This is a genomic window from Viridibacillus sp. NPDC096237 (assembly GCF_050278625.1).
GTDB lineage: Bacteria > Bacillota > Bacilli > Bacillales_A > Planococcaceae > Viridibacillus.
This window is the reverse complement of the sequence record NZ_JBNNTI010000065.1, coordinates 1-13,130: the sequence shown is the minus strand read 5'-3', so window position 1 is coordinate 13,130 and position 13,130 is coordinate 1. Positions and strand designations below refer to the sequence as shown.

The following is a 13,130-nucleotide window of genomic DNA, read 5'->3' as shown; positions in this document are numbered from 1 at the left end:
AATATTCGAATTCATGGAACACTGGGCTATTTAACACCGGTGGAATTCAAGCAGCAGTCCTTATAAAAGTTGTCCAGTTTAGTGTTGACATACCACTTATGGATTTGTTGACCATAAGCCAGCTGATTTTAGAAGAACTCTTGGATGCAATTTAAGCTGGGCAATCATGAAGTCTGCGATATCCTCTGGTTGCATTACTTTATCTGGATTGCCATCAGTTAAATTCAGTTCAACAGCCATATCAGTAGCAACTGTACTTGGTGTTAAAGTACTAACACGAATATTGTGTTTTCTTACTTCAAGCATTAATGATTCACTTAGGGCAATAACAGCAGCTTTTGAAGCACTGTATGCACTAGTAACAGGTGCTCCTTTTTGACCAGCTGTTGAAGAAATATTAATGATATCCCCAGTTTGACGTTCAATCATTTCTGGAAGCACAGCACGTGTAATGTAATATACACCCATGACATTTACTTGAATGATTTTCGCCCATTCTTCTGGATTGAGTTCAAGGAAGTTTCCGAATTTAGAAATACCAGCACTATTCACTAAAATATCGATAGCGCCAAGATCTCCGCGAATTTTTTCGACGGCTGCATTCGCTTCATTGATATTCGATACATCACCAGTTGCAATAGCTACTTTCACTCCGTATTCTTTTAGTTCAGCTACTACATTCTCTAAAATTTCAAGAGTGCGTCCAATTAAGCCGATGTTAATGCCTTCTTTTGCGAAAGCAATTGCAGTAGAACGCCCAATTCCACGCCCTCCACCAGTAATAAGAGCTGTTTTACCATTAATATTTTGCATGTGGATCTCTCCCTGCCATTTTCTAAAATCGTATAATTTAATATTCATATATGTTACCTTTACCAAATGAAAAAGTATATTATTTTGCTTTATAGTCTATTGTTTACAAATGTAAGATAATTGAAAAAAATATTAATCAGTGGCTTTGTAAACACATGCTAATTTGTGAATTACTTTCTTTACAAATTCATCAACTTTACTGTCTAATCGAGATTTAGGGTATATGAGCTGAATCTTTCGGGCTAGCGTAATATCATTCAATTCTTTTTTGAGTAATGTTCCTGATTTTAATTCTTCATCCATAAGGGCAACAGATAGAAAGGCTAATGTTTTACCGTAAGTTAACATCTTTTTAATGGTACTTACCGAATCTAGTTCAATTGTATAGATGGATGGTGCGTAAGGATCCAACCATTTTTCAATGAAATGATTGGTTGAACTTGAAGAGGTATGCAATAGTATTTTGTTTTGAAGGACATCTGACTTTGAGATGTCTTTTTTTGTTGCAAGTTCATGAGTGGGACTTAATGCAAGAACGAGAGAATCTTCACCAATAGTTTCATAAATCAGTGCTGGATTTTCTTTTTTTGTTTCCATTATAAGCCCGAAATCTAGTTCTTGAAGTATTAACTTCTTTTCGATTTCTGGAGCTGTTTTTACTTCTAGAGAGATTCGTATATCTGGATAAGCTGTTGAAATTTGATCGATAATATCAGGCATGAAAATATGTGCGGGTAAACCGCTGGCGCCTAAACGAATTGAGCCAATATTACCTGCTATTAGATTTTCAAAGAATTTGTTCATGTCTTTTTGTAACTGGACAATCTGACGCGCATAGTGATAGAGCCCTTCTCCTGCCTCAGTTAAACGATAGCCCCCAGCATTCGTCCGAAATAATCGTACACCATATTCTTCTTCAATTGAACGAATATGAAAGGATACTGTAGGCGAAGTAATACCTAGCTCTTCAGCTACAGGAGCTAGTTTTTTATAATTCACGAGTAAGCAGAATGCCTGTAATTTAAGATTATTCATATTATCCTCCTGAAGTAAATTAGATAAACTATTGCATTAGCTATAGTATATTAGAGTTTTTTTAACGAATTGTTAATACTAGGTTAATATTTCCTAAATATCTGGACTTTATAGTTGTTATAGACGAGGAGGGCATTATGAAAATCTCGATTACGAATATTGAAAAGAAATATGGAGAATCTCAAGCACTCTGGCCGATTGATGTAGAACTAAACAGCAAGTTTGTAACAATTTTAGGTCAATCGGGTTGTGGTAAGACAACGTTATTGAAAATAATAGCTGGATTAGAAAAACCAACAAATGGTGAAATCAGGTTTGATGATACAGTTATCTATTCATCAGAACTACGCAAAAATGTAAAACCGAACAAAAGAAATATTGCAATGGTTTTTCAGGACTTTGCACTTTGGCCTCATATGACTATTTTTCAGAACATAGCTTTTGCTTTAAAAGGGATATTGCCCAAGCAAGATATTAAAGAACGTGTCGATTATGTTATGAGACTGGTGAATATGAAGGGATTTGAGAAACGTAAACCTGGAGAATTATCAGGTGGTCAGCAGCAACGTGTGGCACTTGCGAGGGCACTTGCAACAAATCCTAAGTTAATTCTATTTGATGAACCCTTATCAGCGTTAGATGCAGTGCTACGAGAAAAGATGCAAGAAGAAATTATGCATATTATTCATGAACTAGATTGCCAAGCTATCTTTGTCACACATGACCAAACAGAAGCTATGACAATGTCAGATCAAATTATTGTGATGGAGGCCGGGAGAATTGCGCAGGTTGGTTCACCACAAGAAATCTATCATTCACCAGCAACACCATATGTGGCAGACTTTATCGGTAAAGTAAATTGGGTTGATAAAGGTAGCCGCATTGTTAGACCTGAAGGTGTATCTAGACATTCACAATTAGGTGCAATTGCAAAACAAGCAAAAATATTAAAAAGCACATTTATCGGAGATCGTTATTTAGTCCAAGCAGAAGTGGAAGGTAATCAATGGAGCTTTTATGAAAATGTTCCACTTGAAAAAGGAAAACATCTTAAAGTGTTCATAGATGAAAAACAAATTTATCAATTGGAGGGATTACATTGAAGAAACGTAGTTTAAAAATGATAGCAACAGTTGGAACACTTTTGACATTAGCATTAGCAGGGTGTGGAAATAGCAACACATCCAAAAATGATGGTGAAGCAAGTGCAGAAACTAAAGAAAATAAAACATTAACAGTTTATACTGCAGGGCCAGATGGTTTGGCAGCAAATGTTAAACAAGTATTTGAAGAAAAAACCGGAATGAAGGTAGAAATGTTCCAAGGAACAACAGGGAAAATCTTATCTCGCTTAGAAGCAGAGAAAACCAATCCTGTTGCAGATGTTGTGGTATTAGCTTCAGTAGCTTCAATGGATGGAATGAAAGAAGCCGATCAACTTCAGAGTTATAAAGGTGCTGAAAACGCAGATAAAATTAATAGCGATTGGTCAGATGCAGAAGGCTACTACTATGGTTATAGTGCATCGGCTTTAGGAATTGCCTACAATACAAAAAATGCAAAAGTTGCTCCAAGCGAATGGACAGATCTAGCGAAATCAGAATGGAAAGATAAAATCAATATTCCAGATCCAAGTCTGTCAGGTTCAGCTGTTGACTTCATTTACGGTTATACGGAAGCAGAGAAAACTGGTTGGGACATTATCCAATCGTGGAAGACAAATGGTTTACAAGTAAATGGAGCAAATAAAGAAGCATTGGATTCAGTTATTACAGGAGATAAAGATGCAACAATCTCTGGAGTAGATTACATGGCTTATAAAGCAAAAGCAGACGGCGAGCCTGTAGAAATTGTTTATCCGAAAAGTGGAACAGTTGTAAGCCCGCGAGCAGTTGGAATTATGAAGGATGCTAAAAACGTCGAGGGTGCTCAAGCTTATGTTAATTTCTTACTTTCAAATGAAGGTCAAAAGTTAGTGACAGATGCTTATTTACTTCCAGGTAACAAAGAAATTCCAGTAAAAGATCGTGCAGCGTTGGATGAGATTCCTCAACTAACGGTTAATTGGAAAGGCGCAGAGACAAAGCAAATCGATATTTTAACGAAATTTAATGAGATTTTCCAATAATAATTTATGAGCTGAGACGTGTTTCTCAGCTTTTGTTTTCTAAGGAAGGAATGAAACTTCGATGATTATGGAAGGTAGACGAACATTTGGAGTATTACTAGCCATTGTGGGTACGTTTGCTATCGCACCATTATTAGCAATTCTATATTATACATTTGTTAATGGTGGGCAATTAGACTTTTCGCAGATTAGTAGAATGTTTGAAAATGATAGAATGTGGCATACGTTGGGCAACTCTTTATTATTAGGTGTATTAGTAATTTTGGGTACTACGATTATAGCTTTACCAATGGCGTTAATTCGTACGAAAACTAGCTTAATCAAATTGGATTGGTTAGATATTATTCTAACAATTCCCTTTATGACACCGCCATATATTGGGTCAATGGGCTGGATATTATTTATGCAGAATAATGGTTTTTTGCAACAACTAATGCCAGCTGCTGCATGGATGTCAGATTATTTCTTTTCTTTATTTGGAATGGTAATGGTGATGAGCTTGCATCTATTTCCTTTTCTATATTTAATGTTGAGAAATACATTGCTAAGAATTAATGGATCATTTCTTGATGCTGCATTGATATTCGGACGAAATCCTTGGAGAAACTGGGCTAAAATCGTTTTACCTTTACTAGTTTCGAGTTATGTACTAGGGGTATTACTGATTTTCATAAAAACCTTGGCCGAATTCGGTACTCCTGCAACTTTTGGTAGCAGAATTGGCTTTCAAGTTTTTACTACAGAAATCCATTCCTATTTATCGAGATGGCCTGTAGACATTAGTATGGCCACATCACTTTCTTTATTCTTACTTTCTGTATGTCTAATCATTTGGTATTTCCAAAATCTAATCGGTCGAAAAAATACATATAGCGTGTTATCTGGAAAAACACCAGCTATTCGTGAAATGAAAGATAAGTGGTATTTAAAGCTAGGTGCATGGCTATTTGTAGGAATTGTACTCCTATTTTCAATCGGCATTCCTTACTTCTCAATTATTGTGACATCACTACAAAAGGTACGTGGGGATGGACTAAGTGCAGGGAATTTTAGCTTTGCTTCTTATCAAGCAGTATTCACTAATGGTAGTGCCGGACTATCAGCATTTCTGAATAGTATCTTATTTTCATTTATAACAGCTAGTGTTACTGCTGTTATAGGATTGTTCATTGCACTTTATATTAAAAAAGGTGAGACGAAAAAACAGCAAGCATTAGATTTTTTTAGTCTAATGCCAAATATCATTCCAGGAATTGTTTTTGTAGTAGGTTTAATCATGTTCTGGAATTCACCTTGGCTACCTGCAACGATATACAATACGAAGGCAATGGTGGTAGTGACCTATTGTGTACTTTTTTTACCGTACTCAGTTCAATATACTAAATCTTCTTTATCTCAACTAGATCAATCCATTTTTCAATCAGCTGCTATTTTTGGACGGAACGGTTGGGATGTGTATCGTTACATCTTCATTCCATTATTAATGCAGGGAATATTAGCTGGAATGATGATGACCTTTATTATTTCGATGCGTGAACTTGTAGCTGGGTTACTCATTTTGCCACCTTCAGTTGAGACAGGCGCAACGTTTATTTATAGCCAGTTTGAACAAGGTAATGTTGGTTTAGGAATGGCCGTTGCTGTTATTACAGTAGCTATGACTGTTGTTTTTATGTTCCTATTAGATTGGTTACAAAAAAGAGGAGGACATGCAGGTGCTTAAGGTCGAAATTTTAGGGGGAGTTGGAGAGTACGGGCGTAATTGCTTTTTTATTGAAAATGCGGAACATGCCATTTTACTCGATTGTGGCATTATGAATAACGCTGAAAAAACGACTCCTGATTTAACAAAAGCTCATGTAGAAAAGCTTGATGCGGTGTTTATCTCACATTCGCATATTGATCATACAGGTGCATTGCCAATACTTGAAACATGGGACTATAAAGGTGAAATCTTCATGAGTAAAATGACAGCTAGACAATTAAATCGCTCTTTTAAAAATACGAAGATTTTTCAACCAGATACGATGGGGAAATCGCTGAAGGTTAGTGATTATCTTGAATTTCAATGGGGCTATAGCGGCCATATAGTAGGGAGTGTTTGGTACAAGATTCGATTCTTTAAGGAGGTGATATTTTTCTCAGGCGACTATGTAATGGATTCCTATTTGTTAAATGCTACTTTACCAAAAGAAGATGGCACCAAGTTTGATTTAGCATTAATTGATAGTGGGCATGTTGAGAAGCAGATTACTAATTTGGAAGTATTGCAGAAGATTAAGAACTACATCAATGAACAACCAAGTTGTCCTATTATTTTTCCGTCTTCTTTGTCAGGTAAAACAGCTGATATTGCTACTTATCTTTTTCAACATACTGAAAGAGCAATGAACATTGATAAAGAATTCTTTTCTTTTTTTGAGGATTATTATAATTCATCCGAAAATATTCGGACATCAAGATATGAAGAAATCTTGAAACCATTTAAGAGTAACTGTTTTAGAGAGAGGGTAGAGAGCGAAAATGCAATCTATTTTGTTTCAGAGACTAATGAGTGGGAAATTGAAGAATTGCTACACGTATATCCAACTGCAATAGTGGTCTTTACAGGCTACATGAAAAAAGATGGATATTTAAAGAGGCTAGCTGAAAATGAAGTTCAATCGAAACAGTTTTTTTATAAAACACATTTAGATTATCCAGATATCATAGAAATCTCAAAAAAAATAAACGCACCTAAGACTATCTATTTTCATAGCCAGCTAACGAACATCGAAACTAATTTCTCAATATTAGTAGAAAATGAGGAGGAAATAATATGATGAAAAGTGTAAAGCAAATGGTACTACGATTATTTATGGCTAGTCTAGTTCTTCTGTGTATTAGTGGATTCGGTTCTGCTCAGGTAAGTGCGGCGATCAATCCTGGAAATGAAATTAAATATAATATTAAATCAGATATTTTTATAGAATCTAAGATAATAAATGTTTTTTCAGCTATGAAAAAGGATGAAGTGAAAATCTACTACTTTGATACAGAAAATAAGGCGTTTTTAGGAGCAGACTATAACCATCGTCTACGTGTATATAAAGATAGCAATAAGATAGATATTACTTACAAAAAGCGATTCCTAAACACGCCACTTGATGAAGCACTTGCGATAACACAAGGTCATGGTTTCACTGGAAACGAGTCTAATTACAAATTTGAGTTAGATATTAAGGGAGGTAATCATACTTTTGCGGTAAGCAGAAAAGAGTCATTAAAAGAAACATCAAAAGTTTCCTTCAATTCTGTTGATACTGATGCAGCAAAGAATTTAATTTTAGATAATGCACCGAAAAAACTTCAAAATTGGGATTCTGAAGTTTGGTTTAATGATACACTATCACAAGCTGTTGTTTATGGACCTGCAAAGGCAATAACATATAAGGGTAGTTATGCAGGATATGAAGCAGATATTGAAGTTTGGAATTATCAAGATGAAATCATGGTCGAACTGTCTACCAAAGAAGACGATGCTTCGAAAGCTGCTGACATTGAAAAGTTATGGCATGATAAGTTAGAAGCAGAGGGTTATCTTAGTGATGATCAGCGTGGTAAAACTGCATTTGTAATGGAGAAATAATTGGATAGATGTCATTTATATTACTTGAATAAATAATATAAATGAGTTTGAATTGGAGAACACAAAAAGGATATAGACTCTTTTCTATAGAAGAGATCTATATCCTTTTTAATTTGTACCAAGCATTCATAAAATCCGCTTACTTTAAGGTATGAGTGATTAATACCCTTAACTACATTCCCATGTGATTTGAACAGAATTCTAAGTCTTTCTGAATATGTTCTTTCATTTTACCATGTTCATCATTTAATTCTACTCTTCACTTGCTTCAATAGCGCTACGATAATAATGCTAATGATGACTAGTAAAAACCATGAGCTAATTTTCCCGATTGGGACGAGTGACCAAGTTTGTTCTTGATTTGGATATTGCCATGCGCCGAAGAATGTCACGATATTTTCAGCAATCCAGATAAAGAAACCTATAAGGAAAAAGGATAGAATCATAGGCATTTTAAAGACTTTCTCGTTTAGTTTATATGTTACTGCTGTACGAAAAAAGATCACAAGTAACAATGCTTTTAAAATCCAACGTAAATCATATAGATAATGATGCGAAAAAAAATTCATATAAATAAGTAAGCTAATACTGTAAGCGAAAAACGGCTTAGGCCAGTTGAGGATATGTAAATCTAAACGCCTCCAGCTTTGACAAATATAACTCGCTACACTGGCATACATAAAGCCACTATATAGTGGTACTCCAAAAAATTTGCTATACGCGTCCTCGGGATATGACCAAGACCCCATATGTACTTTAAATAATTCAAGCCCAAGACCAATGATATGAAACAAGCAGATTACTTTGAATTCATCCCAAGTTTCTAATTTTAACAGGAGCATAAAAACTTGTGCGGCTAAACAAATGATTAATATAAAATCATAGCGTGGTAAATGTGGAATTTTCAACAAATTCGATAAGGCTAGTGTTGCAAAGATAATGACGGGGAAAATGCATGACATTGCCTGTAGGTATGTAAATTTTAATAACTTCTCCATATAATCACCCAATAACTGGACGAAATTACATAAGGTTTGGTTCGAACTAAAAAGGGGTGCATTCAAATCATTTAAATGCACCCTTTGATTATTTACGCATATCATTTAGAGAATGAGTGTATCGTTACAAGGAGGTCATTATGCATTGGGTTACCATTATACTTATGGGGGTTGCAGCTAATTTAGACAACCTAGGAATTGGTCTAGCTTATGGGGTTAAACAAACAAAAATTCCTATGATATCGAACATTACTATTGCGTTTGTGGCGATGGTCATAACGTATGTTGCGGTAGTCGCGGGCTCTGAGGTGACTAGATATATATCACCCCATAACGCAAGCCTTATAGGGAGCTTTTTGTTGTGCGGAATTGGACTATGGACTCTATTTTCTAGAAGATTCAATAATCAGGAGTCTTTGAAAAATCCTGAAACAATGGATAGAGATATGAACCGAATTATTTCTGTGAAGGAAGCGGTGCCGCTAGGCTTGGCTCTATCTGCAAACTGCCTGGCAGGAGGTATAGCGATTGGTGCAAATGGTATTTCCGCTATATGGACTGTTATTTCAATAGGTTTATTTTCAATAATTACGATTGGAGTAGGCAACCATTTCGGCTCTTTATTGGCCAATACATTTATCAGCAAATATTCCACGGTGCTCTCTGGTGTATTACTTATCTGTATTGGGATATTCGAAATGGTCAATTGACTACAAGAACGCCCTAAATCTAAGTTAATTTAGGGCGGCTTTTTTATGATTTTACTTGAATACTAGTTGAAGATAACTAATAAACAAGAATTAGATGCCCATTAAATAGAGTGAGATAATTGAAAATAAAAGAGCTCCAGTGACTATATAATGTCGCCAATTATTCTTACCATAAAGAGCTAAACCATTAAGTATTCTTGACCCAACAATTAAGCATCCAGTAGCTACTAACCAGGTGAAAGATAATGCACTAAATAAAGTTGCGATGCCTAATGCTAAAAATAAGAGGTGACTGATTGCGAAAAAAGTCAGTGAAATCTTTTTCGAAAAGCTTAACATTATGCCCTGTTTTAAATTTCTAATAATCAGGGCAATTGCACCGCTGATGCATACCATAGAATATAATATTATTATTAAACTACTAAACAATTTCATCCATCCTTTCATGTTTACTGAAGGATAAAGTATGGGGTTAACCCCACGTCAACCAATTACTCTTTTAGGAGTTGAAGCATTGAAAATTAGTGAATTCATAAAACAGGTGAATACAACGAAGGATACGGTTCGCCACTATGAGGAATTAGATTTAGTCAAACCGGATTGGATCAACGGAGTGAGGGATTATTCAGTAAAAGATATTAGCGATTTTCATGCAATTAAAGAAATGCAATTAGTCGGATTTACACTAAAGGATATACAGGAGATATTCAAGTTGAAGCGATCAAATGGATGTGGTTCAGATCAGCTAATCCAAGGATTTATAAATAGCTTAGATAAAGAACTAGAACTCGTTCTAAAAGCTGAGCAAGAGCTTCAACTTAAAAAAACTAAAATTACGAATATGATGTTAGACATAAAACAATTGATATGATTACTCTTGCATTCCACCAAGTTGTTACTGATAGTAATAAGCGGATTTTAAGGAGCTTCCAAATTTTTGGTGTTTCTATTTCTTAAATAATAAATAGTTTTAAAGTAACAGATTCGTCCGGCAATCATATTCTAATCTCACAATGTGGAGGTGGCAAAATGGAGTTTGGAGTATATACCTTAGCAGATTTAGGGGTTGATCCTCAAACGGGAAAGATAGGCAATGCAAAGGAGCGCTTGCAAGAGATATTACAAGCAGCGAAACTTGCGGATGAAGCTGGACTTCATTTATTCGGTGTAGGTGAGCATCATAGGCCGGATTATGCAGTTTCTTCAGTGCCTGTTGTATTAAGTGCAATTTCTCAGCAAACAAAAAATATTCGTTTAACAAGTGCAACAACAGTTCTCAGTACTGTAGACCCAGTGCGGTTATATGAAGATTTTGCAACGTTGGATTTATTATCTAATGGCCGTGCAGAAATTATGGCAGGGCGTGGAGCCTTTTTAGATTCATTTGAATTATTTGGTTACAAACTTGAGCAATATAACGAATTATTTGAAGAAAATCTAGAATTATTTTTGAAGATAAATAAAGAGGAATGTATTACCTGGCAAGGAAATCACCGACCAGAGCTAAATAGTGCAATGATTTCACCACGGGCGATTAATACCATTCCTACATGGGTTGGTGTTGGAGGTACTCCAGAAAGTGCATCCAGAGCGGGACGTTATGGAGTAGGTATGGCAATCGTTATACTTGGAGATAACCCAAATGTCTTTGTGCCATTAGTAGAAAAGTACCGATCCGCATTTAATGCCTCAGGTCATCCAAAGGAACAGTGTCAAGTAGCTATAACTGGTCATGGGTATTTTGCTGAAGATGGTCAGCAAGCGAGGGATGCGTTTTATCCGTATTTTAATAATTATGGGACATATATCAATAAGCAGCGTAATATGCTTTTTTATTTAGATCGTGAAGATTATGATTTTATGACATCTCCTGAAGGTTCATTGTTCATTGGGGAACCAGATGAAATTGTTGAGAAAATATTAAAGCAACATGAATTGCTAGGGCATACTAGATTCTTAGCTCAGCTAGACATGGGTGCTCTTCCATATAAAGAAATAGCGAGATCTATTGAATTACTAGCGACTAAAATTATGCCCCAAGTAAATAAGTATATATAAATAACCAAAAGACTGTATCATCAACGGTAATTGAATTGATGAGATAGTCTTTTGGTTATTCTTTTAAATATGATTGTTAATTTTTAAGATAAATAACTGAAAGTAATTATATTGAGATAGCAATCATTATGCAAGGAAAGGAACGCTAAGAAGTAGAAGCATTAAATTAAGGGGACATGCTATAATAGCTCAAAGAGTCGGCGCATTACAAGCTGATACGGAGGGTGTGTTAGCTATGAATCCTATCTTAAAGTTATTGAGCATTATTGTTTTTCTATTTATTATTTTGAAGTTTGGTATATCAATTATGAAATTGTTTGTCACACTTCTATTTTATAAATATTTTATCATCGTGTTAATTATTGCTGGAATTACTTATTCTATCTATAAAACATCACCATTTAAACAGAAAAATTAATAGTTTAAAGTGAAAAAGGCAGTTGAATTCGACCTTCCCAAAATATGCCGTCGAATCAACTTTTGGTGATTCTGACTTTGCGTACATGGACTAACAGTGGAAATTTATATTATCGTCCGCGTAACTCATGAGGGAAAAGTGAGACAGATAAACCCTGCAATCTATGCCCTATCCGTCTATCGTACGTGAAAACGCCTATAAACTAGCTTTAAGAATGGGTTCAGATGCCGATAAAGAGCGATTCTTTGCAGCTAAGGAAGTTATTCATCATATTTCACTTGATATGGAATCTAACCATTTTGATAATGTAGTGGCTACTTTTTCAAGTGTTTTATCAAATAGATTAGAATATCCTTCGATTCGACCAGCGGAACAAGTAGATCGGCACGTTAGAGAGACTAAAAAAGGTGTATTTTATAATTGGCTAGAAGATTAATAGTGACTAGCTTATTTTGCTATGCTTGAAATTGGCTCTGAGAGTGTTCGACAATAGAAATGTAGGATTACGGACTGCTTAAAAGAGGAGTGATTAGACTATGAATGCTAGTGATACAGCAAGTATATTAAATGTATCAGCGCCTTCTTTGCGTGCTTATTCGCAACTGTTAGAGCAAAACGGTTATAAAATACATAAAAATGCAAATAAACAACGTCAATATAATGAACACGACATTGATATAATCAGCGCTATGCTAGCGCTTAAAAATCGCGGTGAATTATCGCTCAAAGAAGCTGCAATAAAGGTTTCAAGCGCTGACTTTTCACCTTCAAGCACTGTTCAATCAATCGCTAAGCGCAAGAGCGCTGAACAAATCGCGATGACCGTTGATCCCTTTGATAATGAGCTTTATCGCATATTAGAACTTATGAGCGATGAGATGGTAGCGATGCGCGCTGAAAATAAGGCGCTATATGAGCGATTAGCGGAGTTAGAAACCAAGCAGGATATGACTTTAAAGGCGATTGAACATCCAAAAGAAAGTGCTGAGTTTAAGCACATGCAAGATCAGATAGATACAATGATAATGCACCAAACAAAGTTAGCTGAAATTACACCGAATACAAACGCTTTGATGGCTGAAATTCGTAAATTAAATTCTAAAATTGCCGAATTAGAAACATTAGCAACAACTGAACAAACTAAAGGTGGATTTTGGTAGAGACTATTTAAAAAATAGGAAATACAGCTAGTGGAGGTTCTTATTTTTTGCACAGAGATAAGAGCGTTTATCCAAATTCTTATTGAACTAACGGGGCAGCATTCCTGTTTGAAAGATGTTCGGGGTCTTGAAAGAAAAAGAGCCCTCTAGTATGATGCATGAGTGTCAACGAGCATTGACCC

At 35.5% G+C, this 13,130-nt stretch carries 15 protein-coding genes; 12 read left to right on the top strand and 3 right to left on the bottom strand.

The window, feature by feature from the left end; translation table 11 throughout:
- The first annotated feature begins 3 nt into the window (after positions 1-3).
- The gene (locus ACQKMD_RS20520; RefSeq protein ID WP_427417267.1) at positions 4-66 is read left to right on the top strand and encodes a hypothetical protein; all 63 of its coding nucleotides are present in this window, start codon (positions 4-6) and stop codon (positions 64-66) included.
- A gap of 30 nt (positions 67-96) precedes the next feature.
- Here the strand turns inward: ACQKMD_RS20520 and ACQKMD_RS20515 are convergent, their stop codons facing one another.
- Together ACQKMD_RS20515 and ACQKMD_RS20510 are read right to left on the bottom strand one after the other, a co-directional pair.
- Positions 97-813: a 3-ketoacyl-ACP reductase gene (locus ACQKMD_RS20515; RefSeq protein WP_427754321.1), complete on the bottom strand. Its 717-nt coding sequence runs from the start codon at positions 811-813 to the stop codon at positions 97-99.
- A gap of 132 nt (positions 814-945) precedes the next feature.
- Complete coding sequence (locus ACQKMD_RS20510; protein WP_427754319.1) at positions 946-1,848, bottom strand: LysR family transcriptional regulator; 903 nt, start codon at positions 1,846-1,848, stop codon at positions 946-948.
- 137 nt (positions 1,849-1,985) lie between these two features.
- On the opposite strand from ACQKMD_RS20510, the gene ACQKMD_RS20505 reads away from it, so the two are divergent.
- From ACQKMD_RS20505 to ACQKMD_RS20485, 5 genes are all read left to right on the top strand, one after another.
- Positions 1,986-2,951, top strand: a complete 966-nt coding sequence (locus ACQKMD_RS20505; protein WP_427754317.1) for an ABC transporter ATP-binding protein — start codon at positions 1,986-1,988, stop codon at positions 2,949-2,951.
- Positions 2,948-3,976: an ABC transporter substrate-binding protein gene (locus tag ACQKMD_RS20500; RefSeq protein WP_427754315.1), complete on the top strand. Its 1,029-nt coding sequence runs from the start codon at positions 2,948-2,950 to the stop codon at positions 3,974-3,976. The genes ACQKMD_RS20505 and ACQKMD_RS20500 overlap by 4 nt, the downstream gene beginning before the upstream one ends.
- Before the next feature lie 61 nt (positions 3,977-4,037).
- Positions 4,038-5,699, top strand: coding sequence for an ABC transporter permease (locus ACQKMD_RS20495; protein ID WP_427754314.1), 1,662 nt, complete (start codon positions 4,038-4,040; stop codon positions 5,697-5,699).
- The gene (locus tag ACQKMD_RS20490) at positions 5,692-6,798 is read left to right on the top strand and encodes an MBL fold metallo-hydrolase (protein ID WP_427754313.1); all 1,107 of its coding nucleotides are present in this window, start codon (positions 5,692-5,694) and stop codon (positions 6,796-6,798) included. Before ACQKMD_RS20495 ends, ACQKMD_RS20490 begins: the two co-directional genes overlap by 8 nt.
- Complete coding sequence (locus ACQKMD_RS20485) at positions 6,795-7,604, top strand: hypothetical protein (protein WP_427754311.1); 810 nt, start codon at positions 6,795-6,797, stop codon at positions 7,602-7,604. Before ACQKMD_RS20490 ends, ACQKMD_RS20485 begins: the two co-directional genes overlap by 4 nt.
- 242 nt (positions 7,605-7,846) lie before the next feature.
- Here the strand turns inward: ACQKMD_RS20485 and ACQKMD_RS20480 are convergent, their stop codons facing one another.
- Positions 7,847-8,602: a DUF817 domain-containing protein gene (locus ACQKMD_RS20480; protein WP_427754309.1), complete on the bottom strand. Its 756-nt coding sequence runs from the start codon at positions 8,600-8,602 to the stop codon at positions 7,847-7,849.
- A gap of 140 nt (positions 8,603-8,742) precedes the next feature.
- On the opposite strand from ACQKMD_RS20480, the gene ACQKMD_RS20475 reads away from it, so the two are divergent.
- From ACQKMD_RS20475 to ACQKMD_RS20450, 6 genes are all read left to right on the top strand, one after another.
- Positions 8,743-9,312, top strand: a complete 570-nt coding sequence (locus ACQKMD_RS20475; protein ID WP_427754308.1) for a manganese efflux pump — start codon at positions 8,743-8,745, stop codon at positions 9,310-9,312.
- A gap of 466 nt (positions 9,313-9,778) precedes the next feature.
- Entirely contained in the window at positions 9,779-10,183 is a 405-nt protein-coding gene (locus tag ACQKMD_RS20470) for a MerR family transcriptional regulator (protein WP_427754307.1), read from the top strand.
- A gap of 158 nt (positions 10,184-10,341) precedes the next feature.
- Positions 10,342-11,370 (top strand): LLM class flavin-dependent oxidoreductase, encoded by a 1,029-nt coding sequence (locus ACQKMD_RS20465; protein ID WP_427754305.1) that lies wholly within the window; start codon positions 10,342-10,344, stop codon positions 11,368-11,370.
- 235 nt (positions 11,371-11,605) lie between these two features.
- Entirely contained in the window at positions 11,606-11,788 is a 183-nt protein-coding gene (locus ACQKMD_RS20460) for a hypothetical protein (protein WP_427754304.1), read from the top strand.
- Between the two features lie 214 nt (positions 11,789-12,002).
- A complete protein-coding gene (locus ACQKMD_RS20455; RefSeq protein WP_427754302.1) occupies positions 12,003-12,224 on the top strand; it encodes a hypothetical protein in 222 nt (73 codons plus the stop codon).
- Between the two features lie 100 nt (positions 12,225-12,324).
- Complete coding sequence (locus ACQKMD_RS20450; RefSeq protein ID WP_427754300.1) at positions 12,325-12,948, top strand: MerR family transcriptional regulator; 624 nt, start codon at positions 12,325-12,327, stop codon at positions 12,946-12,948.
- Positions 12,949-13,130: the final 182 nt, after the last annotated feature.

What these genes read in the sequence shown, in the direction of transcription:
- ACQKMD_RS20515 (WP_427754321.1), bottom strand. Translation starts at nt 813, where the DNA reads ATGCAAAATATTAATGGTAAAACAGCTCTTATTACTGGTGGAGGGCGT.
- ACQKMD_RS20510 (WP_427754319.1), bottom strand. Translation starts at nt 1,848, where the DNA reads ATGAATAATCTTAAATTACAGGCATTCTGCTTACTCGTGAATTATAAA.
- ACQKMD_RS20505 (WP_427754317.1), top strand. Translation starts at nt 1,986, where the DNA reads ATGAAAATCTCGATTACGAATATTGAAAAGAAATATGGAGAATCTCAA.
- ACQKMD_RS20495 (WP_427754314.1), top strand. Translation starts at nt 4,038, where the DNA reads ATGATTATGGAAGGTAGACGAACATTTGGAGTATTACTAGCCATTGTG.
- ACQKMD_RS20485 (WP_427754311.1), top strand. Translation starts at nt 6,795, where the DNA reads ATGATGAAAAGTGTAAAGCAAATGGTACTACGATTATTTATGGCTAGT.
- ACQKMD_RS20480 (WP_427754309.1), bottom strand. Translation starts at nt 8,602, where the DNA reads ATGGAGAAGTTATTAAAATTTACATACCTACAGGCAATGTCATGCATT.
- ACQKMD_RS20475 (WP_427754308.1), top strand. Translation starts at nt 8,743, where the DNA reads ATGCATTGGGTTACCATTATACTTATGGGGGTTGCAGCTAATTTAGAC.
- ACQKMD_RS20470 (WP_427754307.1), top strand. Translation starts at nt 9,779, where the DNA reads ATGGGGTTAACCCCACGTCAACCAATTACTCTTTTAGGAGTTGAAGCA.
- ACQKMD_RS20465 (WP_427754305.1), top strand. Translation starts at nt 10,342, where the DNA reads ATGGAGTTTGGAGTATATACCTTAGCAGATTTAGGGGTTGATCCTCAA.
- ACQKMD_RS20460 (WP_427754304.1), top strand. Translation starts at nt 11,606, where the DNA reads ATGAATCCTATCTTAAAGTTATTGAGCATTATTGTTTTTCTATTTATT.
- ACQKMD_RS20455 (WP_427754302.1), top strand. Translation starts at nt 12,003, where the DNA reads ATGGGTTCAGATGCCGATAAAGAGCGATTCTTTGCAGCTAAGGAAGTT.
- ACQKMD_RS20450 (WP_427754300.1), top strand. Translation starts at nt 12,325, where the DNA reads ATGAATGCTAGTGATACAGCAAGTATATTAAATGTATCAGCGCCTTCT.